Consider the following 24,050-nt stretch of genomic DNA (forward strand, 5'->3'; position numbering starts at 1 on the left):
CATGGTCTTTAACAACGTTCTCTTTTTATTTGGCTTCCTGCCTGTCACCTGGCTGCTCGTCCAGCGCCTTAAAAATCCAAAAGCCAAAAATATCGCGCTTCTGGCTGCCTCGCTGCTTTTTTACGCGTTCGGCTCCTGGAAAGATCTTGGCGTTTTGCTCATAATGGGAACCTGGACGTATGTATCCGCCCTGGAAATGGAAGCGGACCCGCAAAACCGCAAACCGGTATTCATCGCTTCCGTCGCGGTCGAAATCGCCGTGCTTTGCTTTTACAAGTACATCCCGTATTGGTTTTCCGATTTGAAAATCGGATTCCCGATCGGCATCTCGTTTTACACGTTTTCCGCGATCTCGTACCTCGCGGACATCTACATGAAAAAAGCGCCCCTGCAAACCGATCCGGTCGCGTTCGGGTTGTATCTCGCTTTTTTCGGAAAAGTCAACATGGGACCTATCAGCGAGTACCATCAGATGGAAAACCAGCTGTCACGCCGCGTATGCACGCACAAAAAAACCGGGGAAGGACTGCTCCTGTTTACCCGCGGACTCGTCAAAAAAGTCGTGTTCGCCGACCAGCTCGCCGTGGCCTACACGCTGCTGCGCGCAGACGATTCGTGGCTTGGCGCCTGGCTGCTCACGCTCGTTTACACGTTCCAGCTCTACTTTGACTTTTCCGGCTACTCGGACATGGCCATCGGTCTAGGAAAAATGTTTGGATTCGACATCCCGATCAACTTCGACCATCCTTACATCGCCAAAAGCGTCAAGGATTTCTGGCGCCGCTGGCACATCGCCTTGTCGACGTGGTTTCGCGACTACGTGTACATTCCTCTTGGCGGAAGCCGCGCCGGGAAACGGAACTACATCCGCAATATCCTGATCGTCTGGCTCCTTACCGGAATTTGGCACGGCCCCAGCCTAACCTACGTCGTTTGGGGATTGTATTATGGCGGTCTGCTGCTGCTCGAGCATTTCGCGCTCCAGAAGCCTTTTGAAAAGCTGCCCGACTGGCTGCGCGTCCTCGTGATCTTTCTTGTCGCCAACATTGGATGGGTGTTCTTTTCCAGTCCAAATCTTGGCGCCGCTTTCGGACAGCTGGGCCGGCTTGTCGGCATCGGTATCGGCGCAAGCGCCTCTCAAACCGCGCTCTTCGCGCTGTCGAACTATGGCCTGCTGCTGCTCGCCTCCTTCGCGTTCAGCACCCGGCTTTTTGAGCGTGTGGAAGCGGAAACGATCACAAAGCGGTATGGCGAAACGACATGGCTCGCCCTGTATTTGTTTGCCTTTGCCGTCTGTGTCGTTTTCATCATTGGATCGACATCCAATTCGTTTTTGTATTTCGCGTTTTAAGGAAAGGAGTCTACAATGAAATCAACGCCATTCAAAGCCGCTCTTGGCAAGCGCTACGTCATGATCGTGCTGCCGCTCCTTTGCCTGGGCCTGCTCGTCAACGTGTTTTGGCCGGACCGGGAAACCAGCGCGCTCGAAAACCGCCCGCTCGCCAAATTTCCAGCGTGGACACCGAGCTTTCTTGACGATCTGGATTTGTATTTTTCCGACCAGTTCGTTGGCCGGGATTTGGCAATCAACGCCAACTACCTCCTCAAGAAGCTGGAAGGCGTTCGGGAAATCGACAACGTCTATTTAGGCAAAGGGACACTGATCCAGGAAAGCATGCCGTACGACGCGTCGATCGTCGACAGAAACATGGACGCTCTCAGCGCATTTCGGCAGACGTATCCGCTCAACACGATGCTCATGGTCGTGCCAACTGCCGCGAGCGTAGAAAAAGACAAGCTGCCTCCTTTTGTCGACACGCCAGCCGAGGCGCTGGATGATATTTTCGCCAAAAGCGGGGAAGGAATCACCAACATCGACGTTCGCCCGATCTTCAACGACCATAAACAAGAGCGCCTCTACTACAAGACCGACCATCACTGGACAAGCCTTGGTGCCTCGCTGGCTTTTGAAGCCTTGGCCCAAAGTCAAGGCTGGACACCGGCCAAAGCGACCGTCTACCCGCTGACGAAAGATTTTCAAGGCACGCTGGCTTCCAAAACCGGCAGTCCGTTTTTAAAAGACGACATCGACTTGTATGTGCCCGAAAACATTCCCGAATACGTCGTGACGTATGGCGGGGACCACAAAAGCCGGACGATGTACGACGCGGATGCCATGGACGCCAAAAACAAATACGAAGTGTTTCTCGGTCCCAACCAGGGCATGGTGAAAATCGAATGCGACAACGACAGCGACCGCCGGCTCGTGCTTTTCAAAGACTCGTACGCCAACTCGCTGCTTCAGTTTCTCATTCCGCAATATCGAACCATCACGATCATCGACCCGCGCTATTACTACGACGACATCGACCGGGTCATGAAATCGGACTTGATTACCGATGTGCTCGTGGTGTACAACTACAGCAACTTTGTTTCCGACGCGACTCTGGCCGACGTGCTTTCCAGCGCGAACGGATAAACGAAAAAACGACCGCATGGATGGACACGCGGCCGTTTTTTTTTAAACTTGCACTTCGCCGGCGAGAATCGCCTCGTAGTCTTTCAGGTTTTCCTCCAGCAAGCGCGGAGTGTCGAGCTCGTACGGGCATTTGGACGCGCACTGGTTGCAGTGGAGGCAGTTTTTGATTTTCGCCATCTCCTGCTGCCAGTGGCTGTCGAGCCAGCTTTCGCTTGGCGCGCGCCGGACCATAAGCGACATGCGGGCGCACTGGTTGATCTCGATCCCCACCGGACACGGCATGCAGTACCCGCATCCGCGGCAAAAGCTGCCCGCCATTTCCGCTCTTTCTTTGGCGATAAAGGCGGCGGTTTGCCCGGTCATGATTGGCGTGTCGTCCATGAACGCCAGCCACTCTTGTAGCTCGCTTTCTTTTTGGACGCCCCAAATCGGAACGACATTGTCGAACTGCTGCATGAACGCCATCGCCGGAACGGACTGGTTGATGAGTCCGCCGGCCAGTCCTTTCATGGCGATAAAGCCCATTTCCCGATCCCGGCACGCCGCGATGAGCGCCTGCTCTTTTTCGGAAGACAAGTAGCTCATTGGAAACTGGAGCGTTTCATACAAGCCGGATTCGATGGCTTCCTGCGCGACGCCCAGCTTATGCGCCGTGATGCCAATGTGGCGGATCTTGCCAAGCCGTTTGGCTTCCAGCATCGCCTCGTACATGCCGCTGCCATCGCCAGGCTTGTACATTTGACTGGCGCAATGAAACTGGTAAATGTCGATATAATCGGTCTGCAGCAGCCGCAAAGATGTTTCAAGCTGATCCCAAAACTCGTCCGGGGTCTTCGCCATCGTCTTGGTCGCCAGCACATAGGTCGAGCGATCCAAATCCGCGAACGCGGCGCCGATTTTTTCCTCGCTGTCCGAATACGCCCGGGCTGTATCGAAAAAGCGCATCCCGCCCGCGTACGCCTGCCGAAGCAGCCGGACGGCCGCCTCTTTCGAGATTCTCTGGATCGGCAAGGCGCCAAAGCCGTTTTGAACGACGGTGATGCCCGTCGTTCCTAAAGTCACATCTTTCATATCTCTCTCCTTTTTCTTAACGATAACACAAAAAGAAAGAATGGGAAATTGTGTTATAATCATTCCGACGAGGTGAAGACGATGAATATGCAGGAAGTATTGGAACAAAGCCGTGGCCGCATGGGAACCTGGTGCAAATCATGCCCCGTATGCAACGGACGGGCGTGCACAAACCACATTCCAGGTCCCGGCGCCAAAGGCACGGGAACGGTCGCGATCCGCAACTATGAAGGCTGGCAGGACGTGTTCGTGAACGTGGACACCATCCAGGATACGAACGCGGTGTCCACGACGTTCGAGCTGTTTGGAAAAACGTTCAAATATCCGATTTTTGCCGGACCGGTTGGCGCGGTTGACATGCACTACAGCGATTTGTATACCGACGCCACATACAACGACGCGCTTGTGGAAGGCGCGCGAAAGGCGGGCATCGCGGCGTTCACAGGCGATGGAATGGACGACCGGATCATGGAGGCGGCGACAGCCACCATTCAAGCGCAGGACGGAATCGGTGTGCCAACGATCAAGCCGTGGCCGCTGGACATTGTGAAAGCGAAGATGGAGCTGGCCAAACAGAGCGGGGCGTTCGCCGTCGCCATGGATGTGGACGCGGCCGGCCTGCCGTTTTTAAAGGCCTTCAATCCGCCGGCGGGCCGCAAGGGCGTCGAGGAGCTGAAAGCCATCCGCGCCATGTGTCCGGTGCCTTTCATTATCAAGGGCATCATGAGCGTGGAAGGCGCGCGAAAAGCGCTTGAAGCCGGAGCGGACGCGATCGTCGTGTCCAATCATGGCGGCCGGGTGCAGGATGGAACGCCTTCGACGGCCAGCGTGCTGCCGAAGATCGCGCAAGCCGTGCAAGGAAAAATGAAAATTTTTGTCGATGGCGGCATCCGTACGGGTGTGGACGTGTTCAAGGCGCTTGCGTTAGGGGCCGACGGCGTCCTCGTTGCCAGACCGTTTGTGAACGCGGTGTATGGCGCGGGCGCCCAAGGCGCGCAAACGCTTGTGGAAAAACTGGGAAGCGAGCTGGCAGACACGATGCAAATGTGCGGCGCCACCGATCTTGCGTCGATCCAGGCTTCCATGGTCGAAACGCCGGCTGCAAAATAAACCCCAAAACAAAAGGAAAAGAAGAAACGCCGTTTCAAAGTGAAGCGCTTTCATCTTTTCTTTTTTTTGTTTGCTATAATGGAACCAAAGAGGAGGATTTGACAATGAGTGAAAAACAAGGGGTGAAAATCGTAACGATTGGCGGCGGCAGCAGCTACACGCCAGAGCTGATGGAGGGCTTTATCAATCGGTACGACGAGCTTCCGATCCGCGAAATCTGGCTGGTTGACATCGAGGACGGAAAAGAAAAGCTGGAAATCGTCGGAACGATGGCGCAAAGAATGTGGGACGCTTCGGGCCATGACGTGAAAGTGCATTTGACGCTGGACCGCCGCGAGGCGCTCAAGGACGCGGACTTCGTGACGACGCAGTTTCGGGTCGGGTTGCTGAACGCGCGCATCAAGGACGAACGCATTCCGTTTTCGTACGGCATGCTTGGCCAGGAGACGAACGGCGCGGGCGGCATCTTCAAGGCGTTCCGCACGATTCCGGTCATTTTGAACATCGTGGAGGACATGAAAGAGCTTTGCCCGAACGCGTGGCTCATCAACTTCACCAACCCGAGCGGCATGGTGACGGAGGCCGTCATGAAATACGGGCATTGGGACAAAGTCATCGGCTTGTGCAACGTGCCGGTTGGCGCGATGCTGAAAGAGCCGGCCACGATTGGCAAGGAGCTGGACGATTTAACGTACAAATTCGCCGGCCTCAACCACTTCCACTGGCACCGGGTGTGGGATGAAAACGGCGACGAGGTGACGCAGGACATTATCGAAGCGATGTACAAGGACGATGTCGATGCGGGCATTCCGGCCAACATTCACGACATGCCGTTTTTCAAGGAACAGCTCGTTGAAATGGGCATGATCCCTTGCGGATACCATCGCTACTACTACCGGCAGGAGGAAATGCTGGCGCATGGCATCGAGGAATACAACACGATCGGAACGCGCGGACAGCAGGTGAAGAAAACCGAGGAAGAGCTGTTCGAACTGTACAAAGATCCAAATTTGAACTATAAGCCGGAGCAGCTGACAAAGCGTGGCGGCGCGCATTATTCGGATGCCGCGTGCGAGACGATCGCGAGCATTTACGCCAACAAAAACAGCCACATTGTCGTGACGACGAAAAACAACGGCGCCGTGCCGGATCTGCCGGCGGACTGCGCGGTGGAAGTGTCGGCCATGATTGGCAAAACGGGCGCGAAAGCCATCGCGTTTGGACCACTCAAACCAGCGGAAAAAGGTTGGCTGCAAGTCATGAAAAACATGGAGCACTGCGTGCAGGAAGCGGCGGTGACCGGCGACTACGGCAAGGCGTTGCAGGCGTTCATCCTCAATCCGCAGATCCCAAGCGGACAAAGCGCGAAAAACGTGCTCGACGAGTTGCTGATCGCCCATAAAAAATATCTCCCGCAGTTCGCGGATAAAATCGCCGAGCTGGAAGCGGCGGGTGTGACCGTCAAAGATCCAGTCGTGCAGGATTTGATCGCCCAGGGACTGTAATGAGAACACAAAAGGAAGTGAAAACCAGGTCACTTCCTTTTTTAAATGAGTTTTGTGTAGGTTTGCCCGGAAAAATCCCGGGAGAAAAATCCATATTCGATCAAGCAGCGCCGCAGGGAGGCGAAATCTTCATAAACCGGCTGCAAAATATCGTTTAATTGTTTTTCGGTATAGTTTTTTTGCGTGAGCGTTTCGCAAAGAATGCGCAAGACGATGATCTTGTATTTTTCCTTTCTGGGAATCGACTTGAGTTTTAACGGATCCAAACTCAGAAAAAAGTCCTGCTTTACTTTTTCCTCGTCCTCCTTTGTGGCGATGTAGCGCTCATCCACTTGTCTGGCGGTGGAGTGGATGGCAAGAAAGTTGGAATCGGGCTTTTGCCGCAAGTTTTCCATGACCGCCAAATAGATCTTGCATTGTTTTTCTTTTTCTTTTAACGTGAACCGCTGATAGCGGACGGTGGATTCCTTGATGCCTAAACGCTGGGCGATGTCCCGGTCCGCGTATCCTTCATGGAGCAGGCGGATAAGCTCGACCTGGTGGGCGGAAAGTCCGGAATCCTTTTTTGGCAAATCCAAAAGCATGTCCAGATTGGAACGGTGCGCCACTTGAAGGTGCAGCTTCATCATGCCAAGCGCGGTGTAAAACTTGTTTTCGTATGGGTAGATTTCATCTTTGCTGGTGGAAAACTCGCAGTAAATGCATTGATAGCCGGTTTTTGTTTCCACATAGCCATGTTTGATTTCAGAATATGTTAATGTCGAAAAGTCCATTGTGTTCACCTCTATAAAAAGTTTAAAAAGAAATAGGGTGTTTGTCTAGAAAAGCGTGTTGTTTTTCCACCTTGATTTCCGAAACAAAAAGCGAAGAACGAGTACGAGGAGCAGACCGTTGCTGGCATACGCCATACTGCTTCCGATTTGATTGCACAACGTCCCGGCGTAAAGCGTTCCGCATGGAGACATGAGGTTCGCGCTCAATGTCAACAAAGAAAAAAAGCGGGTTTGCTGGTGCGCGGGAACTTGTTTTTGAAAATAGGCCATCAAAGGGATGTTGACTTTGGTGGAAAAGTAGCCGGACAATCCGCACAGCATCAAATAAAGCCAGTAAAAAAGACCAGGTGTGGCATGCAGTCCGTACGCCAGGACGCCGCTTACGATCATCAGCGCGCCTTGCATATAGAAAAACACGGTGATCTTCTCGCATTTTGGATGGAGACTGATGGCGAGGCTCGAAAGGATCGCGCCAAGACAAACCGCGGTGCTCGTCAGACCATAAAGAACGTCGGAAAAATGATAGTCGATCTTTAATATGCCGGGTGCGAACACATTCGCGGTGGGCATGACTAAAAAATTTAAAAGCATAAAAGCGATAAACAAGGTTTTTAATTCCTGATTTTTTGTAATATACCGCAATCCGTCGGACAGAGATGGTTTCATTCTTTTTGCCGAAGCGGTTTCCGGGTAGGAAATTTTTGTTAAAAACAAAAAAGAAATCAAAAACGAAAAGGCATTCAATAAAATGACGATATTCAATCCGAATCCGGAATAAATGAATGTTCCGAAAACCGGCGCGAGCACGGAAGTCAAATTATCGACGGTGCTTTTCCATCCGTTGGCTTTTTCAATCGTTTCCACCGCAAAAATTCTTGCGAAAATACTATTCGAAGCGACATGAAAACACGAGGAATTGATTTTTTCCAACGCGGAGATCGCAAGGAAAAGCCAGATTTGCTGTTTGGCAAACAAAATATAACCAATCAGAAACAAGAAAAGAACCGCGGAAAGGACATTGGACGCCAATAAAACATGTTTCAAATTTTTATTTTCCAGAAAGATCCCCAGAAGCGGAAGAAACAAAAGAGATGGGATCTGGATCAATGTGTAAAAAATACTGGTCGAGAAAATGGTTTGGCATTGCTCAAGAAGAAAAAGCGGGACGCAAATGGAGTAGATACCGGTTCCGAGTAAATTCACGAAACGGGCCGCGGTGTAGTATTTTAGATTTTGTTCCATCGTCTTAGTTGTTGGAATTGGAAATCCAGAGCGAGCCGTCTTTCCATACAAGCAAGGAATGGGAGATACAGTATTGTAAAAGCGGACTGAAAAAATCAGGGCATTGTTCAAGGTCCGCAATTTTCCGGGCGTTTTGTCCATTGAAAAAACGGTCGAAGTAGCTGGCAAGTTCTTGAGAAGTGGGCTTTTTTTGGCTTATCGTTTGATCGGGATTGATCCAGTAAAGGCGGCCGGATGGATCCCGCAGTAAAAATTTCTCATCCACGAGGGCGCGCCGGAGAGCAGGGAAGTCCTCGTAAGTGGATCGTAGCGTCTGATTGACGACGTATTCCGAGTAAAAAGTGTTTTTTTTGAACAACGAGCAGATCACTGCCAGAATTTCAAGACGATCTTTTCTCTTTTTGGGGATCTGAAGCAGTTTTTTTGAATCTTTCTTTGAAAAGTATTTTTCGTGTATTGTTGGTTTCATACTATCGCCTCCTTGGGGTCATTATAGGCGCTCAAATAGAATAAATCAAACAAAACTATAATTTGTTTTCTAATTTTGAATATTTAAATGAATTTGTTTTTAAAATCGAAAAAAATAAAAATCGAATCCAAACGAATGAATTCGACTTTTTAATTATTTTACTTTCCCCTGGTTGGCGACCGCGGCCATCTTCTCGTTCAGTTCCTCCTGGCTGGCCAAATAGAAATAGCGGACGAGGCGCATGTCGTCGTCAAACTCGAACACAAGCGGGATGCCGGTCGGGATGTTGACGCCCATGATCGCGTCGTCGTCAATATGGGCGAGAAACTTCAACAGGGCGCGCAGCGAGTTGCCGTGCGCGACGACGAGGACGTTTTCCCCGCCTTCGATGTGCGGCTTGATCGTTTGCTCGTAAAACGGTACGACGCGTTCGATTGTCGTTTTTAAGCTTTCACCAAGCGGCAGCTCGTCGGCCGGCACGGTTTTGTACATCGCCTCGTTGCGCGGCGCGTGCGGATCGTCCTCTTTCATCAACGGGGGCAGGACGTCGAAGGAACGACGCCATATGAGAACTTGTTTTTCTCCGTACTTGGCGGCTGTGTCCGCCTTGTTCAAGCCTTGCAGCGCGCCATAGTGGCGCTCGTTGAGCTTCCAGCTTTTGACGACGGGCAAATACACCTGGTCGAGTCCGTCCAGCACGTGGTCAAGCGTGTGGATCGCCCGTTTGAGCACGGACGTGTAGGCGATATCGAACGCGTAGCCTTGGCGTTTCAGGGTTCGGCCGGCCTGCTTCGCTTCCTCATGGCCTTTTGGGGAGAGGTCGACGTCGCTCCAGCCGGTAAAGCGGTTTTCCTTGTTCCACCCGCTTTCGCCGTGGCGGACGCACACAAGCCGCTTCATAAACTTTTATCCTCTTTTCGTTTTGCTTTATCGTACATGTCTTTCAACTGGACGAAGCCGATGCCCAGGACGACAAGAATTGCCAGGTTTGTCCAGGAAGGATTCGTGACCATTTGGAAGGCGAAAGCGATGAACAAGATCACTTCGATGACAGCGATCAAATAGATTTGGTTTTTTTGCATGGGAGTTCTCCTTTCGTTTTCCTGCTTTCATTGTAAACAACATCGCAAAAAACGCATACTTGAATGCTTCGCGCGGCCTCATCGAAAGTTTGCGATATTTCTTGCGACAACTTGTTCCGCCGCTTGTTTTTCGCTATGATACAAGTGTACTGTACTTGGGTACGACGAAACGGCAGCAATGCCTTAACCGGCAGGAAACCGATGTGGGGAAGGTTTCCTGCTTTTTTATGAAAGGAGAACGGGATGCACGAATTTTCAGAAATGTATGGACGCCTGACAGCCGGGCGGACCATTCGCGTGTACGAGATGGCGGACTATTGCCAAATCGCGCCGCAAAGCTTATATCAAATTCTCAACGGCAAACGCAAGCCGACTTCCGTGGAACTTGTCCAACGCATCGCCGACTACATCCAGGTCGATCCGATTGGCCGCGAACAGCTGCTGGACGCCTATTTTATGACGCTTTGGGGCAAGGACGTGTACGACCGCCGCAAGGAAGTGACGAACTTTTTAAACGCGGTTCACGAAAACAAAAGCGCCTTGCGCTTGCGACGAAACGAGGTGTTCGCGCAGCTGCCGCCCACCTCCAAAGTCGTCCGGGGCTCCATGGCCATCGCCCAGACGTTGTTCGACATGTTTTTCGACAGCGAAAAAGATCCGATCCGGCTGTTCATGCCCGCCTCGTTTTCCATGCTGCCGCATTTGGTTGGTTCCTACATGAAAGAAAATCGGACGCTGCGCATCGAGCACATTCTCGAGCTCTCCTCCAAAGACATCCTTTTCGCGCTGCAAAACATTTTGCCCATGTACTCGTCATTCGCCCGCTACGACGCGTATTACTACTACGATCAGCGGTGCGCGTCCACCGATCCGTTTCCGTACTACGCCGTTTCGGACCACGTGCTGATCCAAATCGACGCCGGTTTCAAAACCGCCCTGTTTCACAATCAGGAGGAAATCGTGAAGACGTTCGCCGACCATTTCAACTACCAGCTGAAAATCGTCCATCCGTTCATGGTTTCGGTTTCCAACGTGCAAAACCAGCTCGATTATTTTTATTCGATTGTCGCCAACGCCGGCAAACAGGCGATGGTGTTCCACTCGGCGATGTCGCTCTTTCCGCTGCTGACCCAAAATGAATGGGAAATCGTGCTGCCAGAGCGGGAAGAGGGCGAAGCGCAGGCGCGCATCGAATCCATACAAACCCGGTTGCGCGCGGCCCAGACGATGTTCATCTTCGCGCTGCCGGCCGTGACCGGATTTCTGGAACGCGAGGACATTTCGCTTTTGACGCAAACCACGCCGCTCACGTTTTCCCAGCGCCTCGACATCGTGAAGCGGATGATCGAGCGGTACCGCAAAGACGGCTACCGCATGCTCAAAGATCCGATTTCGACGTTTCGCCGCGAATTGCAGTGGTTTCTCGGGGACTCGAATGGCTTTTTGCAAATCATCGACGCCCAGGAGCGCCCCATTTACTTGAACGTTGAAAACCCGTACTTGCTGTTTTTGTTCCGCGACTATTTCGAAAACATACCGGACCGCTTGTTTTACGACGACGAGGAAGCGCTCGACATTTTGCGTGGCCTCGTCGAGAAAGCCGAAAACGGAAAATTCCATCCTGCCTTGTCACAGGAATGGAAAAAGTGAAAAAAGCGTTGAGTTTTTCTTTGGATTTGTGTACAAAAAAGAAAAGGGAAAGCGGACAGAAGAAAGATGGAAAAAAAGAAACATTGGGGAAGCAAAATCATATTTCCACCGATGCGGTGGGTTTTGACCTGCGCGCTGATCACGATCGTGCTCATGCCGCTGGCCAATCGCTTTCGAACGCTTATGACGTTCGCCTGGGGATTTTTTATGTATTCCTTGACGATTTTCGCGTGCGCGACCCCGAAAATGATTCGAGGCGTGTTCGTGTTTCTCAATCGCCACAAGTACACGTCGATGTTCGTCAACGACGTCAATGTCCGGATTTTCGTTTCTTTGTATTTCAACATGATCATCACGACCGCCTACGCGTGCTTCGATTTGTTCACCGGGCTGGTGGATCATTCCGAATGGCTGGTGGCGATCTCGTTTTACTATCTCGTGCTGACGGTGATTCGCTTTTATTTACTTAGCTACGTCAACCGCCACCACGGCCGGCAGAAGATCGCGGGCAGAAAGTTTCTCGAAGATTTGAAACGTTATAAATTCACCGGCATCATGCTGCTTGTCCTGCTCGTGCCGTATTGCTGGATCGCGTTCATGATGCTCGAGAAAAACCAGTCGTACTCGTACCGAGGACTCATGCTGTACGTGATGGCCGGCTTTACGATCTACCAGTGGGTCATGGTCGTGTTCGGCCACATCGTTTACCGGAAAATCGACGCGCCGATTTTGACAAGCACCCGGGCGCTGAATTTCGCCTGCTCGATCGTGTCCCTGCTTTCGTTTGAAACCGCGTGGTTTTCGGGCTATGGCGAAACGCGCCAGATCTTGGTCGCGCTGTCCGGAACGGCGGGCGGCATCGCCGTGTTTGGCGTGGCGTTTGGCATGATTTCCAGAGCCCATTCGATTCTTTCGCTCAACTTCGTGCCGGGCGGCAAGGACAGGCTCAAGTTCTGGGACGCCCTCCAGCAAAAGAAGGCCGACTACGCGCAGGAAAAGGAAAAGTACAACGCGTACATCGAAAAGCACTGGAACACCGACGAAATCGACAACTACCGCTGGATCCGAAAAACAGATCCCGAATCAAAAAACGAGCCGGCATCGCGCTAGATGCCGGCTTTTTAGCGGTCTTTCGGGATGCGCAGCTCGTTTTGGCGCATCGTCAAATAAAAGATGGGAACCAGGCCAAACAGCCCCAGGTAAAAATACCAGGCGTAGGCGAACGTGGAAAACTCGTAAAGAACGCCCGAAATGACGATGCTCGACAACAAAAGCGTCGTCGTCACCATCGAGTGCCGGTCTTTGTAGCGCATCCAGATGCCGCCGGCCAAAAGCAGGAAGGCAAGAAGCTTGATCGAGTTTTTAATCATCAAAATCGTGTTGAACAGCTTGGCCGAGCGGGTGAAGTGCATACTCAAGTACACGGCCGAGTTGGCCGCGATCAAGTTGGGCACGCACGTGCAAAGCAAAAGTACGTAAAACGCGTACATGAGCGACCACGTGCTTTTCGACCACGAAAACAGGCGGGACAGGAAATAGCTCGTGACCAGACACAAAAAGACGTTGAGCACGGCGTAGCCGGTCACGTCGAATTCCGCGACGAACTCGTGGATGGACGTGTTGTAGTGGATCTCGACCGCGTGGATGTCGATCCAGTTGAGGGCGAGCAATCCAGCCAGCGACAACAGCAGCTGCCCGAGCGTGCGGGCGTTGACCTTCGATTTCATGCGGCGTCCTTTCGTGCGCGCCAGAACAGGCAAAACGCGATCAGGAAACAAAGGCTGGCGACCAGCACGATCCAGAACACGGACCAGAGCGTGTAGCCGGACAACAGCACGAGAGCCACGACGGCCAGCGCGATCGTAAAACAAAGCTGAAGCACAAGCAAGCTGGCATCCTCCATATATTTGTCGGTATGGAACGGCGTGCCGAACACTTGCAGGTTTTTCGATTTGGCATACTGGGCCAGCGCGCTTTCCAGCAGCACGATCAAGGCGACGGCTCCAATCGTGAACAGCCAGCCGATTTCAGGAATCCAGAAGCACGAGCCGGCGAGCACGCCTTGCCACAGCAGCAATGTATAGTAATCCTTTTTCATACAAAGACTCCTTTTTTCTTTTATTTTAGCAAATCGGGACGGGAAATAACATTCCAGTTGCATTATACCCCATAAGGGTATATTATGGGAACAGGAGGACAAAACGATGAAGGAAGACACAAAGCGCTACCGGCAGACGCCGCGCGACGAGCAGGAAACGAGGCTGTTGAAAAACCGGCTGCATCGGATGATCGGCCAGCTCAACGGAATTGAAAAAATGATTGACGAAGGGCGGTACTGCGGTGACATCCTCATCCAGGTGGGGGCGTTGGAGTCGGCTCTGCAATCGTTTGGCTATATACTGTTAAAAGACCATCTTCATTCGTGCGTGACAAACGACGTGCTCGAGGGGCGTACGGAAACGATGGATGAAGTGATGGAACTGATCCGAAAACTGAAGTAGGAGGTAGACTATGAAAGAGACATTCGATGTGACGGGCATGACATGCGCCGCGTGCCAGGCCAACGTCACCAAGGCGGTGGAAAAACTTCCCGGGGTGCGCGCGGTGGACGTGTCGCTGCTCGGAAACACCATGAAAGTGGAATACGACGCCGACCAAGTCGACGTGGCGCAAATCAGCGCGGCCGTGGACCGGATCGGCTATGGCGCGATTCCCCAAAAACAAGAAACGAAAGCGGGAAAAAACACGCTCAAAGAACAATGGGACGCGCGAGCGCGGCGCATGGAGGACGAGCAAAAAGAACGCAAACGCCATTTGTGGTGGTCGATCGCGCTTCTTGTTCCGCTGATGGTCGTCGCCATGGGCCCGATGATGGGACTGCCGTTTTGGCAAGGCATGGAATGGGCGATGGTATCCGCCATCACGCAGCTGCTTTTGACGATGTTCATCTTGTTTTTCCAGCGAAGCTTTTTCACGCATGGCTGGAAGGCGCTTGTCAAACGGGCGCCGAATATGGACTCGCTCGTGGCTCTTGGCGCCAGCGCGGCGTTTTTGTATGGCTTGTACGCCATGTACCGCATGGCGTATGGCTTTGGCTTTGGCGACCACGCCATGATTCACGCCGCGATGCACTCGATGTATTTCGAGTCGGCGGCGATGATCGTCACCCTCGTTTCGCTGGGCAAGTACTTGGAGGCGCGCTCCAAGTCGAAAACGAGCGACGCGCTAGGCAAGCTCGTCGATCTGGCGCCCAAAAGCGCCACGGTCATCCGGGATGGGGCGCAAGTGGAAATCGACGCCGAAGATGTCATGGAGGGGGATTTGGTCGTCATTCGTCCGGGCGAGCGGATCCCGGTTGACGGCGTCGTGGAATCCGGCCATGGCTTCGTCGATCAGGCCGCCATTACCGGCGAGAGCGTGCCGGTGGAAAAGGAGCCGGGGGACAACGTGTTGTCGGCGACGATGAACGTCAACGGATCGTTCCGTTTCCGGGCGACAAAAGTAGGCGAGGACACGACACTGGCGCAAATCATCCGGCTCGTGGACGAGGCCGGCAACTCGAAAGCGCCGATCGCCCGGCTTGCCGACAAGGTGTCCGGCGTGTTCGTGCCGGTCGTGATCGGGATCGCGCTTTTGACGTGGATCGTGTGGATGGCGCTGGGGCAGTCGTTTGAATTCGCCCTCAGCAACGCGATCAGCGTGCTGGTGATTTCGTGTCCGTGCGCGCTCGGTTTGGCGACGCCGGTCGCTATCATGGTCGGGACCGGGAAAGCGGCGGAAAACGGCATTTTGATCAAGTCGGCGGAAAGTCTGGAAACGATGCGGCGCGTCGACACGATTATTTTGGACAAGACAGGAACGATCACGTCGGGCCATCCGTCGATTCACGACATCGTGCTTATGGAACCCGGCCTGTCGGAAAACGAGTTTTTGCGATTCGCCGGCAGCGTGGAGCTTGGAAGCGAGCATCCGCTCGCGAAAGCGATCGTCGAGGAAGCCAGAGCGAGAGAGCTGCCGCTTCAGGCGCCTGACAAGTATGAGGCGCTTTCGGGCAAAGGACTCAAAGCGTGGATCGACGATTCGACAGTCGTGGCCGGCAATGTGAAAATGATGGCGGAAAGCGGGCTCGCACTGCCAAAGCAGGCGCTGGCGCAAGTCGATCGTCTGGCCAAACAAGGAGAAACGCCTTTGATTTTCGCCAGGGACCGGGTCGTTTTGGGCATCATCGGGGTGGCGGATACCGTGCGGGCGAGCAGCGCCCAAGCCATCCGGCTCTTTCAGCAGCATGGCATCCATGTCGTGATGCTCACAGGCGACAACGCGCAAACCGCGCAAGCCATCGCTAGGGAAGTGGCGGTGGACGAAGTCATCGCGGACGTCTTGCCGACCGAAAAGGAAAATGTCGTGCGCCGGTTTCAGGACCAGGGAAAATTCGTCGCGATGGTGGGGGATGGAATCAACGACGCGCCGGCGCTCGCCCGCGCCAATATCGGGATCGCGATTGGCGCCGGAACCGATATCGCGATTGATTCCGCGGACATCGTGTTGATGAAAAACAACTTGATGGATGTCAACACGGCGTACGCGTTGTCGGAAAAAGTCGTGAAAAACATCAAGATGAACTTGTTTTGGGCGTTTTTCTACAACGTGCTCGGCATTCCGGTGGCGGCTGGCATATTTTACCCGCTGTGGGGCTTGCTGCTGTCGCCAATGATTGGCAGCGCCGCGATGTCGCTCAGCTCCGTGTGCGTCGTGCTCAACGCGTTGCGCCTGCGGTTTTTCAAGCCGCCATACGAGAGTGTCGAGGAACAAAAAGAGAGCGCCAAAGCGAAGATCCACGTCGAAGTGGATCCAATCGAATCAAATCCAAAGGAGGAAAAGAAAATGAAAAAAGTCATGATCGTGGATGGAATGTCGTGCAATCACTGCAAAAAACACGTTGAGGAGGCGTTGGAAAAGATCGCCGGGGTACAAAGCGCCGTCGTCGACCTGGATAAAAAAGAGGCTGTCATCACAATGGATGCGCCGATCCTGGACGACACGCTTATGAACGCCGTCAAGGAAGCGGGCTACGAGCCAAAGGAAATTCTTTAAGCGATAGAAATGGAAGGAAAATCAGCCTTCCATTTTTTTTGTGGAAAGGCGCTGTGAATAAGAAAAAAAGCCTGAGGTCCGAAAAAATGTAGAAAAGGATGACTTTTAGGTCCGAAAAAGTGTAAAAAGAATTTAAATTCCAAAGAAGAAGTAAAAGATAGATATTGCTCTTGTTTTTTTATGAAGGGGAATGTTTTTAGTATAATCAAAGAAAAACAGGAGGGGAAAAGATGGGATGGAAAAAATGGATGGGACCTGGTGCCGTCCTTTTAGCCGGCATTTTGGGGTTTGGAATCTGGAAGCAAGTCGAAGCGGATCGGGTGAAAACCGTTCAGGAACAACTTGGGCCGCTCGAAGTGATCGTGGATGGAGAACCGGTCGTGCTGGACAGCTGTTATACGAGCGTCGACCGGAACCATGGATTTGAAAGCGAGATGGTGTCGTACCAGTCATTTGCCGAACTGGAAACGCTGCTAAAAAGTCAGCAGGAAAATGGCAGACCCGTGGTGTTGGACGAGAATTCGATTTGGACGGTGACGCAAGATCCAAAGGCCGCGTATTCGCTCGTGTGGTACGCGCCGGATGAAACGAAAACACCGGCCGATTTTTCAGACGCGGATCTTGCATCGCATCGCGGCGATCTTTTGCTTGTCGAAAGAAGGCAAACAAGCGCCGAACTGGACGCGGACATCGTTCAGCAGTTCGCGCTACTCGTGGAATGATCACGGATCCCATTCCTAAAAAGTGTGCAAATGTACGGAATTTAGGAATGGGGATTGCGACTTCACTTGTCTTTCGATACAATATCATTACTAAAAAGTGTGCAAATGCACAAAAATTAGGAGTGAAAGAATGGAAATCAAAAGAGATTCATATTTAAAGCAATTGATTGAGCGGAAAAATAATGGGATGATCAAGATAGTTACCGGCATTCGTCGCTGTGGAAAATCTTATTTGTTGTTCAATATTTTTAAAAGGTACTTGCTTGAGAGCGGTGTGACGCCGGATCATATTATCGAAATTGCTTTGGACGGGATTGAAAATGAAGAGCTAAGAGATCCGAAGATGTGCTTCAAATATATTAAGGAAACCATAAAAGATAATGAGAATTACTATTTACTTTTGGATGAAGTGCAATTCATGCCGCGGTTTGAGGAAGTGATGAACAGTTTGCTTCGTATAGCCAATATAGATGTGTATGTGACTGGAAGCAATTCAAAGTTTCTTTCAAGTGATATTGTGACAGAATTTCGCGGCCGGGGAGATGAGATTCGAATCTATCCGCTTTCTTTTGCGGAATTTTTCTCGGTCTATGAAGGCGATTATGAGGATGCCTGGCAGGAGTACATGATTTTTGGCGGATTGCCGCAAGTCGCAGGTTTTCAAAGCGAGAGACAAAAATCAGATTATTTGAAGAATATCTTTGCAAATGTGTATTTGAAAGATGTGATCGAACGAAATAAAATTCAGAATGCGGCTGAAATCGGCATTCTTGTCGATGTGCTTGCCTCGGCCATCGGGGCGCCGACCAATCCATCTAAAATTGCGAAGACTTTTGCGAGTGAACGGCAGATGCGTTATACGAACAAAACGATCTCTGCGCATATTGATCATTTGATCGACGCTTTTCTGATTTCCAAAGCGAGCCGCTATGATATTAAAGGAAGAAAGCACATTGGCGCAAATTTGAAATATTATTATACCGATTTGGGATTGAGAAATGCCCGCCTGAATTTTCGGCAGCAGGAACCAACGCACATCATGGAAAATATTGTGTATAACGAGTTGCTGATGCGTGGCTATAATGTGGATGTAGGCATCGTTGAAATTTTTGACCAGGATAAAACAGGCAAGCGGATTCGCAAACAGCTGGAGGTTGATTTCGTGGTGAATCGAGGCAGCGAAAGATACTATGTCCAGGTGGCTTACGATATGACTTCGGAAGAAAAACAAAATCAGGAATTTCGTTCGTTGCGCAATATTCCCGACTCATTTAAAAAAATTGTCATTGTCAATGGCAGCAAGAAACCTTGGCGAAACGAAGAGGGCTTTATCATAATGGGAATGAAATATTTTCTCCTCCATGTCAACAGTTTGGAGTTTTAAGACGCAAAAAGCCGAATGGCGCAGGCCATCCGGTTTTTTTTTGACCGGATCAGGACATCAGTACGTCACGCATATGCTCATGGTAGCGGCTCCATTGCCGCCGCTTCATTTTCATGTATACGTCAATGAACCAGTCGGGTTTGAGAAGATTTTTCACTTTGTTTTTCATGATCCTATGATAATCCGATAAAATAAAGAAAAAAACGAACAAATTTGAAAGGTTTTCTTAAGAAGCAACCGGCACGTGCGCGCCTTCCAAGCGCACGCGCTTTTCTTTTTGCCAAAAATCCGGCAAAATACAGGCATAGAAAGTTAGGTGATCGCATTGACGACCGGAGAAAAAATTATAGAACTAAGAAAGCGAAACGGCTATTCGCAAGAGGAGCTGGCCGAAAAGCTGGATGTGTCCAGACAATCGGTATCCAAGTGGGAGCTGAACGCGTCGACACCCGATTTGGAACGCATCGTGCAAATGAGCGAGCTGTTCCACGTGTCGACCGACTATTTGTTAAAAGAAGGCGACCAAAGCCAGGTCGATACGCAAGCCGGCCGCTGGCTGGGCGACGAGGAAGTGGAACGGTTTTTGGCCTATAAGAGAAAGGAACAAAAAACGCTTCCGTTCGCCATCGGGCTGTGCATTTGCTCGCCCATCACGCTCATCGTGCTTGGCGGCCTGTGGGAAGGGACGCCGCAGGAAGACCGGTTCGGCGGCCTGGGCATGATCGTGTTGCTCGTTTTGGTCGCCATCGGCGTCGGGGTGTTGATTTACACAAGCACGCAAGGCGCAAAGTTTGAGTGGATCGAAAAAGAGGACGTGCGCCTGAGCGAGCGCACCGCCCGCATGCTTCGACAGTTGAAAAACGACGACGAGCTCGGCCACGCCAAACGCACGACGCTCGGCATTTGCTTATGCGTCCTCTCGGTTTTGCCGTTATTCGTCAGCTTGTTTCTCGATCCCGACAATGGCCGGAACATGGCGGTCAGCGTTGGCGTGCTGCTGCTTGTCGTCGCCATCGGCGCCGGCATCCTCATTTACGATGGAACGATGCGGGAGGCTGTCGACATGCTGTTGCAGGAAGGGGAATACACAAAAAAGGAAAAGCGGTTCAACCGCCGGTATGGCTATGTGCCCGGCGTGTACTGGTGCCTGGTGACCGCGATCTATTTGGCATGGAGCTTTTCGACCGAGCGCTGGGACGAAACCTGGCTGGTGTTCGCCGTGGGCGGCGTGCTGTACGCGGCCGTGATCGGTGTGCTGAAAGCCAAAAAAGCGGAATAAGAAAACGACGGAAGAACGTGGAGTCTTCCGTCGCTTTGTTTAGTGGGTTTCGCCCATGTTGGCCTGAATGTCGGTTTCGTTTTCCGCAATCGCCTCGATCGCTTTTTCCAGCGCGCTGGCAATCGTTTTCAAATCCATGGACGGGGTGCCGTTTGGCTTGTTCACGACTTGGCTCGTCATAAACGGCACGTGGATGAAGCCGCCCTTCGTGTTTGGGTAATAGTGGTCGATCAAATACAACAGCTCGTACATCAAGTAGTTGCACACGTATGTGCCCGCCGTATACGACAAAAACGAAGGAATGCCTGCCTCGCGAATGGCTTGCACCATCGCCTTGACTGGCAGCGAGGAAAAGTACGCGGCCGGACCATCCTCGCGCACCGGCGTGTCAAATGGCTGGTAGCCCGCGTTGTCCGGAATGCGGCCGTCCATCAAGTTGATGGCGACTTTTTCCGGCGTCACGGCGCTGCGCCCACCCGCCTGGCCGATGCACAGCACGTAGTCGGGCTGATGGATGTCCATCGCCTGTTTGAGCGTTTCGCCCGCCTGGCCGAACACGGTTGGCACTTCGAGCTTGATCAGATCCAGACCCCGAATCGAATCGGGCAAAAGCTTCACCGCCTCGTAGGCCGGGTTGATGGATTCGCTGCCAAACGGGTCGAATCCGGTAATGAGCAGTTTCATGATAAGGTCCTCCTTTTACTGCATCGCGATCATCATGATAATTTGAATGACGATCATAATGGCCGCGATCAAAACCTGGTTTTGAATGACGCCAAATTGTTTTTTCATGTTAAGCAAGGCGACAGGCACCGTGTTGAAGTTGGCCGCCATCGGCGTGCACAACGTGCCGCAGTAGCCGCACGTCAAGGCGAGCATGCCGATAACCGTCGGGTTGGCGCCGTACGCGAGCACGAACGGATAGCCGATGCCCACCGTCATGACGGTGATGGCCGCGAATGCGTTGCCCATGATCATCGTAAAGAGCATCATACCGATGGCGTACACGATGATGCCAATCGTCACGTTGCCTTCCGGAATGATCGTGCCGACGACCTGGGCGATGACTTCGCCGACGCCCGCCTGCGTGAAGACGGCGCCAAGGCACGCCAGCAGCATCGGCAGCATCGAAAGCGGCCCGACCGTCGAAAGCATTCGCTCCGAGTCGGACAAAAACACCTTGAACGTGTTCGTCTTGTTTTGGAGCATCAAAATAATCATCGCCAGCACGACGCCGATCGCGACGCCGTTGAGCGCCGACAAGCCGACACCCAGTCCGTTGATGGCGCATACGATGGCGAACACGCCAATGCACAACGTCGGGATGAAAATCTTCATGCCGATCTTCTCAAAGTTGCCGCGCGTCTCGTCGTCGGACGGAACGGCGACTTGTCCTTTCGCCACTTTTTTAAAGACGGCCGGCAAACACATGAGCACGACAAGCACGCCCGAAGCCAGTGGCGGCAGCCATTGGCCCAGCGCCAGCACGATGCCGAGCAGAAACCAGAAAATGAACGTACCGACTTGCGCGGGATTTTCCTTGTCCTTCAAGTTTTTGAACGCCGTGTACACGCACATGCCGCCCATGAAAATATAAATGATCTCCATCACTTTCGCGCTGGTGGCGATTTGCGGATCGAAAAAGAAACTCATCGCAGTCCCTCCTCGCCAAGCTCGTCTTTATAGTATTTCTTCAGCATGCGCCGGTCCTTGAAATAGTAGTATACGATCGCGAGCGCCGTCGCGATGACGCACACCGGGATTTCCACGAGCGCCAGGTCGATAAGCTCGACGTGGATGCCAAGGCCTTGCAGCGTGCCTTGCACGAGCAGCGCGCCCGAGCCGCCCACAAACAGCACCTGGCCAAAAAACCATGTGATGTTTTCCATGCCCGATGCCATGCCTTTGAGCTCTTCCATATGCTCTTCGTGCGGCTTGTGGCCTTTGGACGTGATCGCGCCCTCGGCCATCGGCATGATGACCGGTCTTACAAAGCCGGCGACGCCTCCAAAGCCGACGTTGAACGCCGCGAAGATCGCGCGCATGACGCCGTAAATGCCAATGACCATGCCGCTGGTCGCGCCTTTGAACTTGCCAATGACGCCCGCGGCCGCCTCGCGCAAGCCGTTGCGCTCCAGCGTGCCGGTCACAAGCATGACGAGAATGAAAATCGCCATGTTGCGGTTGGCGACAAACGTGGTGCCAATCGTTTCCAGCAAAGCGACTGGCGAAATGCCGCTGACAAGGCCGGTCGCGCCGGCCGCCAGCAGGATGACAAGGATCGAATTCCATTTCCGGGCGAAGCCGACAATGACGATGACGATCCCGATTAAATTAAGCCATTCCATCGTTATACCTCTTTCTTTATTTTATACTCTTTTACTATACCGAAACTGCTCTTTGATTACTACTTTATTTTTGTCAAAAAAGAAAGGATAGGGAAATAAAAAAAGATCCGCGGGTTGCGGATTTTTTCAGATTACCATGCCGTCGCGATGTCGAGCTGGGTCGGATTGCCGTGGGCGAAACCACCCGTGTCGCACACGATGCCTTTGCCAAGGGACGTTTCGACAATCGAGCCGCGCGGCCGTAGGCCCAGGTGGGCGGCCACCATGACGTAGTCGCCCAGCATTTTTACGCCATCTTCGCGGACCCAGTACTCGTCGTTGTTGCCCATGGCGCGCATCGTCGCCACGACACCTTCCATTGGTAAATTATAATATGTTTCCTTGCCGCTTGGTCCCTGGTTCGTTCCGGCGCTCGCGCTTAAAACCGGTCCTTTCCAGCGGCTGGCTTCCTCTTCCTCCTGCTTTTTTTGGGCGAGCAGGGCGTCGATTTCTTTTGGATCGGTCGTCAAGTCGTCGTGGTCGATAAAATATTCCTTGCCGTCGACTTCGATTTTCCAGAAGTCGTAACCGTTTTGACCGGTCAAGGTCACCTCGGTATACTGGTCGAGCGCGATCTGGTTGAGCGCCTCGGCTTCCGGTACCGCTTTTCCTTTCGTGTCGCGGATGATATAGGCAGGTTCGTCGGCTTCTTCGAAAAAGTAGCGTTCGAATCGTAAATTGGCTTGTTCAAAGACGGGACTTGCTTCTTGGGAAAACAAGACGTTCGGCGTCGCGGTCAAGATTGAGGTTCCGACGTACGCGAGGGCGAAAAGTTTCGTTAGCATAAAAATCCTCCTTGTGTTATTTCCGCGACTGACTATACCGGAAAAAATCGGGTTTGTCAAAATTGTTTACAAATCGAGAACAAAACGATTGGAAATAGCGGGATCGAAGGAGAAAGTATGCATAAATAAAAGACAATTCGCAATGTCGAAGAAATGTCATAAAAAAACGTCCACAATATGTGAACGTCCTTTCTATTCAAGGTATAAAATGACTTCCTGTTCGCGCAAGGATTTTTTCACGTCGATGACGCGCTGATTTTCGCTACCGCGAAATTTAAGCGAAATATTCTTCTTTTCTTCCACGAACGGCCCGTCGATGAGCACGTCGAGGTACGAAAGCATTTCGTCCGTGCAGGGGCCGTGGCGCCGGCCGCCCTCCAGCAAGTCCTGGTCGAGCAGGAATCCGGTATAAGACCAAATGTTTTTTTCAGGATAGCGGGCTTTGACGGCGCGCAGCAGCTTGACAAGCTCGGCCTGGTTGGACAGCTCGAACGGATCGCCGCCCAGCAGCGTCAGGCCCTGGATGTAGGAAGGCTCGAGCGCTTGCAGGATTTCCTCCTGCGTGGTTGCGGTAAACGGCTGGCCATAGTCGAAGTCCCACGTTTCCGGCTGGAAGCAGTGAAAACAGTGGTTCGTGCAGCCCGACACGAACAGCGAGACCCGGACGCCTTCGCCGTTGGCGATGTCGTTTTTCTTGATATTTCCATAGTTCATGTTGTTACCTCTCATTGAAAAAGGAGAAGAAAACAGATCGTTCCTCTCCTGTGAAAATTATTGTTCTGTTTCGTTTTCGATTTTCTCAAACCGGTACCGCTGGCCGGCATCGGGATATTTTTGATGGTCGACTTCGGACAAAAACTCATCCAGCGCGCGCGTCCAGTACGTCCCTTTGGCGTATTGCGGCTCGTACACGACCACGACGGTTTCGTCTTCGGCGCGACGGGCCAGAAACAACGCCCGGTACAAGCCGCCTTTAAAGTGGCGGTACAGCGCGCCGCATTCAAGGACGCGTTCCATC

The 24,050-nt window shown here is 52.3% G+C and carries 25 protein-coding genes; 11 read left to right on the plus strand and 14 right to left on the minus strand.

What is annotated here, in order from left to right; all coding sequences use genetic code 11:
• Nucleotide 1 precedes the first annotated feature (1 nt).
• Both ABNS49_RS08795 and ABNS49_RS08800 read left to right on the plus strand, forming a co-directional pair.
• Complete coding sequence (locus tag ABNS49_RS08795) at nt 2-1,351, plus strand: MBOAT family O-acyltransferase (protein WP_135979822.1); 1,350 nt, start codon at nt 2-4, stop codon at nt 1,349-1,351.
• Between the two features lie 15 nt (nt 1,352-1,366).
• Complete coding sequence (locus ABNS49_RS08800) at nt 1,367-2,479, plus strand: DHHW family protein (RefSeq protein WP_135979823.1); 1,113 nt, start codon at nt 1,367-1,369, stop codon at nt 2,477-2,479.
• Nucleotides 2,480-2,521: 42 nt separating this feature from the next.
• Here the strand turns inward: ABNS49_RS08800 and ABNS49_RS08805 are convergent, their stop codons facing one another.
• A complete protein-coding gene (locus ABNS49_RS08805) occupies nt 2,522-3,550 on the minus strand; it encodes an aldo/keto reductase (protein WP_135979824.1) in 1,029 nt (342 codons plus the stop codon).
• 81 nt (nt 3,551-3,631) lie between these two features.
• Here ABNS49_RS08805 and ABNS49_RS08810 point away from each other — a divergent pair, with 81 nt between their 5' ends.
• Together ABNS49_RS08810 and ABNS49_RS08815 are read left to right on the plus strand one after the other, a co-directional pair.
• The gene (locus ABNS49_RS08810; RefSeq protein WP_135979856.1) at nt 3,632-4,660 is read left to right on the plus strand and encodes an alpha-hydroxy-acid oxidizing protein; all 1,029 of its coding nucleotides are present in this window, start codon (nt 3,632-3,634) and stop codon (nt 4,658-4,660) included.
• A gap of 104 nt (nt 4,661-4,764) precedes the next feature.
• Complete coding sequence (locus ABNS49_RS08815; protein WP_305084882.1) at nt 4,765-6,165, plus strand: 6-phospho-beta-glucosidase; 1,401 nt, start codon at nt 4,765-4,767, stop codon at nt 6,163-6,165.
• 41 nt (nt 6,166-6,206) lie between these two features.
• Here the strand turns inward: ABNS49_RS08815 and ABNS49_RS08820 are convergent, their stop codons facing one another.
• The 5 genes from ABNS49_RS08820 to ABNS49_RS08840 form a co-directional block, all read right to left on the minus strand.
• A complete protein-coding gene (locus tag ABNS49_RS08820) occupies nt 6,207-6,938 on the minus strand; it encodes a DUF2087 domain-containing protein (protein WP_290148461.1) in 732 nt (243 codons plus the stop codon).
• Between the two features lie 45 nt (nt 6,939-6,983).
• Nucleotides 6,984-8,180: an MFS transporter gene (locus ABNS49_RS08825; protein WP_290148460.1), complete on the minus strand. Its 1,197-nt coding sequence runs from the start codon at nt 8,178-8,180 to the stop codon at nt 6,984-6,986.
• A 4-nt stretch (nt 8,181-8,184) separates the two neighbouring features.
• Nucleotides 8,185-8,649, minus strand: a complete 465-nt coding sequence (locus ABNS49_RS08830; RefSeq protein WP_290148459.1) for a DUF2087 domain-containing protein — start codon at nt 8,647-8,649, stop codon at nt 8,185-8,187.
• 153 nt (nt 8,650-8,802) lie between these two features.
• Nucleotides 8,803-9,549, minus strand: a complete 747-nt coding sequence (gene gpmA, locus ABNS49_RS08835; RefSeq protein WP_305084883.1) for a 2,3-diphosphoglycerate-dependent phosphoglycerate mutase — start codon at nt 9,547-9,549, stop codon at nt 8,803-8,805.
• A complete protein-coding gene (locus ABNS49_RS08840; RefSeq protein WP_305084884.1) occupies nt 9,546-9,731 on the minus strand; it encodes a hypothetical protein in 186 nt (61 codons plus the stop codon). Before ABNS49_RS08840 ends, gpmA begins: the two co-directional genes overlap by 4 nt.
• A 243-nt stretch (nt 9,732-9,974) precedes the next feature.
• Between ABNS49_RS08840 and ABNS49_RS08845 the strand changes: the two genes are divergently transcribed.
• Both ABNS49_RS08845 and ABNS49_RS08850 read left to right on the plus strand, forming a co-directional pair.
• Nucleotides 9,975-11,381, plus strand: a complete 1,407-nt coding sequence (locus tag ABNS49_RS08845; protein ID WP_305084885.1) for a helix-turn-helix transcriptional regulator — start codon at nt 9,975-9,977, stop codon at nt 11,379-11,381.
• Between the two features lie 66 nt (nt 11,382-11,447).
• Nucleotides 11,448-12,491: a hypothetical protein gene (locus tag ABNS49_RS08850; protein WP_135979832.1), complete on the plus strand. Its 1,044-nt coding sequence runs from the start codon at nt 11,448-11,450 to the stop codon at nt 12,489-12,491.
• A gap of 11 nt (nt 12,492-12,502) precedes the next feature.
• Here the strand turns inward: ABNS49_RS08850 and ABNS49_RS08855 are convergent, their stop codons facing one another.
• Both ABNS49_RS08855 and ABNS49_RS08860 read right to left on the minus strand, forming a co-directional pair.
• A complete protein-coding gene (locus ABNS49_RS08855; RefSeq protein WP_289197493.1) occupies nt 12,503-13,108 on the minus strand; it encodes a hypothetical protein in 606 nt (201 codons plus the stop codon).
• Nucleotides 13,105-13,479: a hypothetical protein gene (locus ABNS49_RS08860; protein ID WP_289197494.1), complete on the minus strand. Its 375-nt coding sequence runs from the start codon at nt 13,477-13,479 to the stop codon at nt 13,105-13,107. Before ABNS49_RS08860 ends, ABNS49_RS08855 begins: the two co-directional genes overlap by 4 nt.
• A 106-nt stretch (nt 13,480-13,585) precedes the next feature.
• On the opposite strand from ABNS49_RS08860, the gene ABNS49_RS08865 reads away from it, so the two are divergent.
• The 5 genes from ABNS49_RS08865 to ABNS49_RS08885 all read left to right on the plus strand — a co-directional run bounded on the left by ABNS49_RS08865 (nt 13,586) and on the right by ABNS49_RS08885 (nt 19,860).
• Entirely contained in the window at nt 13,586-13,882 is a 297-nt protein-coding gene (locus ABNS49_RS08865) for a metal-sensing transcriptional repressor (protein ID WP_135979835.1), read from the plus strand.
• Between the two features lie 10 nt (nt 13,883-13,892).
• Nucleotides 13,893-16,475: a heavy metal translocating P-type ATPase gene (locus ABNS49_RS08870; protein WP_305084886.1), complete on the plus strand. Its 2,583-nt coding sequence runs from the start codon at nt 13,893-13,895 to the stop codon at nt 16,473-16,475.
• A gap of 230 nt (nt 16,476-16,705) precedes the next feature.
• Nucleotides 16,706-17,197: a hypothetical protein gene (locus tag ABNS49_RS08875; protein ID WP_305084887.1), complete on the plus strand. Its 492-nt coding sequence runs from the start codon at nt 16,706-16,708 to the stop codon at nt 17,195-17,197.
• A 130-nt stretch (nt 17,198-17,327) separates the two neighbouring features.
• Nucleotides 17,328-18,581 (plus strand): ATP-binding protein, encoded by a 1,254-nt coding sequence (locus ABNS49_RS08880; protein ID WP_305084888.1) that lies wholly within the window; start codon nt 17,328-17,330, stop codon nt 18,579-18,581.
• Between the two features lie 316 nt (nt 18,582-18,897).
• Nucleotides 18,898-19,860 (plus strand): helix-turn-helix domain-containing protein, encoded by a 963-nt coding sequence (locus ABNS49_RS08885; RefSeq protein ID WP_290155358.1) that lies wholly within the window; start codon nt 18,898-18,900, stop codon nt 19,858-19,860.
• Nucleotides 19,861-19,899: 39 nt separating this feature from the next.
• Here the strand turns inward: ABNS49_RS08885 and pcp are convergent, their stop codons facing one another.
• The 6 genes from pcp to ABNS49_RS08915 form a co-directional block, all read right to left on the minus strand.
• Complete coding sequence (pcp, locus tag ABNS49_RS08890; RefSeq protein ID WP_305084889.1) at nt 19,900-20,544, minus strand: pyroglutamyl-peptidase I; 645 nt, start codon at nt 20,542-20,544, stop codon at nt 19,900-19,902.
• Nucleotides 20,545-20,559: 15 nt separating this feature from the next.
• Nucleotides 20,560-21,513 (minus strand): DUF979 domain-containing protein, encoded by a 954-nt coding sequence (locus ABNS49_RS08895; protein WP_289183787.1) that lies wholly within the window; start codon nt 21,511-21,513, stop codon nt 20,560-20,562.
• Entirely contained in the window at nt 21,510-22,208 is a 699-nt protein-coding gene (locus ABNS49_RS08900; RefSeq protein ID WP_135979841.1) for a DUF969 domain-containing protein, read from the minus strand. Before ABNS49_RS08900 ends, ABNS49_RS08895 begins: the two co-directional genes overlap by 4 nt.
• Nucleotides 22,209-22,339: 131 nt before the next feature.
• The gene (locus ABNS49_RS08905) at nt 22,340-23,032 is read right to left on the minus strand and encodes a hypothetical protein (protein ID WP_305084890.1); all 693 of its coding nucleotides are present in this window, start codon (nt 23,030-23,032) and stop codon (nt 22,340-22,342) included.
• Between the two features lie 192 nt (nt 23,033-23,224).
• Complete coding sequence (nrdG, locus tag ABNS49_RS08910) at nt 23,225-23,746, minus strand: anaerobic ribonucleoside-triphosphate reductase activating protein (RefSeq protein ID WP_305084891.1); 522 nt, start codon at nt 23,744-23,746, stop codon at nt 23,225-23,227.
• Between the two features lie 57 nt (nt 23,747-23,803).
• Nucleotides 23,804-24,049 carry a DUF1653 domain-containing protein gene (locus ABNS49_RS08915; protein WP_135979844.1) on the minus strand — a complete coding sequence of 82 codons (246 nt, stop codon included), beginning with the start codon at nt 24,047-24,049 and terminating at the stop codon, nt 23,804-23,806.
• Nucleotide 24,050 lies beyond the last annotated feature (1 nt).

The sequence above is a fragment of the uncultured Dubosiella sp. genome, from assembly GCF_964018005.1.
Taxonomy (GTDB): domain Bacteria; phylum Bacillota_I; class Bacilli_A; order Erysipelotrichales; family Erysipelotrichaceae; genus Dubosiella; species Dubosiella muris.

Coding starts and splice junctions, on each gene's coding strand:
- ABNS49_RS08795 (WP_135979822.1), top strand. CDS start 2: ATGGTCTTTAACAACGTTCTCTTTTTATTTGGCTTCCTGCCTGTCACC.
- ABNS49_RS08800 (WP_135979823.1), top strand. CDS start 1,367: ATGAAATCAACGCCATTCAAAGCCGCTCTTGGCAAGCGCTACGTCATG.
- ABNS49_RS08805 (WP_135979824.1), bottom strand. CDS start 3,550: ATGAAAGATGTGACTTTAGGAACGACGGGCATCACCGTCGTTCAAAAC.
- ABNS49_RS08810 (WP_135979856.1), top strand. CDS start 3,632: ATGAATATGCAGGAAGTATTGGAACAAAGCCGTGGCCGCATGGGAACC.
- ABNS49_RS08815 (WP_305084882.1), top strand. CDS start 4,765: ATGAGTGAAAAACAAGGGGTGAAAATCGTAACGATTGGCGGCGGCAGC.
- ABNS49_RS08820 (WP_290148461.1), bottom strand. CDS start 6,938: ATGGACTTTTCGACATTAACATATTCTGAAATCAAACATGGCTATGTG.
- ABNS49_RS08825 (WP_290148460.1), bottom strand. CDS start 8,180: ATGGAACAAAATCTAAAATACTACACCGCGGCCCGTTTCGTGAATTTA.
- ABNS49_RS08830 (WP_290148459.1), bottom strand. CDS start 8,649: ATGAAACCAACAATACACGAAAAATACTTTTCAAAGAAAGATTCAAAA.
- gpmA (WP_305084883.1), bottom strand. CDS start 9,549: ATGAAGCGGCTTGTGTGCGTCCGCCACGGCGAAAGCGGGTGGAACAAG.
- ABNS49_RS08840 (WP_305084884.1), bottom strand. CDS start 9,731: ATGCAAAAAAACCAAATCTATTTGATCGCTGTCATCGAAGTGATCTTG.
- ABNS49_RS08845 (WP_305084885.1), top strand. CDS start 9,975: ATGCACGAATTTTCAGAAATGTATGGACGCCTGACAGCCGGGCGGACC.
- ABNS49_RS08850 (WP_135979832.1), top strand. CDS start 11,448: ATGGAAAAAAAGAAACATTGGGGAAGCAAAATCATATTTCCACCGATG.
- ABNS49_RS08855 (WP_289197493.1), bottom strand. CDS start 13,108: ATGAAATCGAAGGTCAACGCCCGCACGCTCGGGCAGCTGCTGTTGTCG.
- ABNS49_RS08860 (WP_289197494.1), bottom strand. CDS start 13,479: ATGAAAAAGGATTACTATACATTGCTGCTGTGGCAAGGCGTGCTCGCC.
- ABNS49_RS08865 (WP_135979835.1), top strand. CDS start 13,586: ATGAAGGAAGACACAAAGCGCTACCGGCAGACGCCGCGCGACGAGCAG.
- ABNS49_RS08870 (WP_305084886.1), top strand. CDS start 13,893: ATGAAAGAGACATTCGATGTGACGGGCATGACATGCGCCGCGTGCCAG.
- ABNS49_RS08875 (WP_305084887.1), top strand. CDS start 16,706: ATGGGATGGAAAAAATGGATGGGACCTGGTGCCGTCCTTTTAGCCGGC.
- ABNS49_RS08880 (WP_305084888.1), top strand. CDS start 17,328: ATGGAAATCAAAAGAGATTCATATTTAAAGCAATTGATTGAGCGGAAA.
- pcp (WP_305084889.1), bottom strand. CDS start 20,544: ATGAAACTGCTCATTACCGGATTCGACCCGTTTGGCAGCGAATCCATC.
- ABNS49_RS08895 (WP_289183787.1), bottom strand. CDS start 21,513: ATGAGTTTCTTTTTCGATCCGCAAATCGCCACCAGCGCGAAAGTGATG.
- ABNS49_RS08900 (WP_135979841.1), bottom strand. CDS start 22,208: ATGGAATGGCTTAATTTAATCGGGATCGTCATCGTCATTGTCGGCTTC.
- ABNS49_RS08905 (WP_305084890.1), bottom strand. CDS start 23,032: ATGCTAACGAAACTTTTCGCCCTCGCGTACGTCGGAACCTCAATCTTG.
- nrdG (WP_305084891.1), bottom strand. CDS start 23,746: ATGAACTATGGAAATATCAAGAAAAACGACATCGCCAACGGCGAAGGC.
- ABNS49_RS08915 (WP_135979844.1), bottom strand. CDS start 24,049: ATGGAACGCGTCCTTGAATGCGGCGCGCTGTACCGCCACTTTAAAGGC.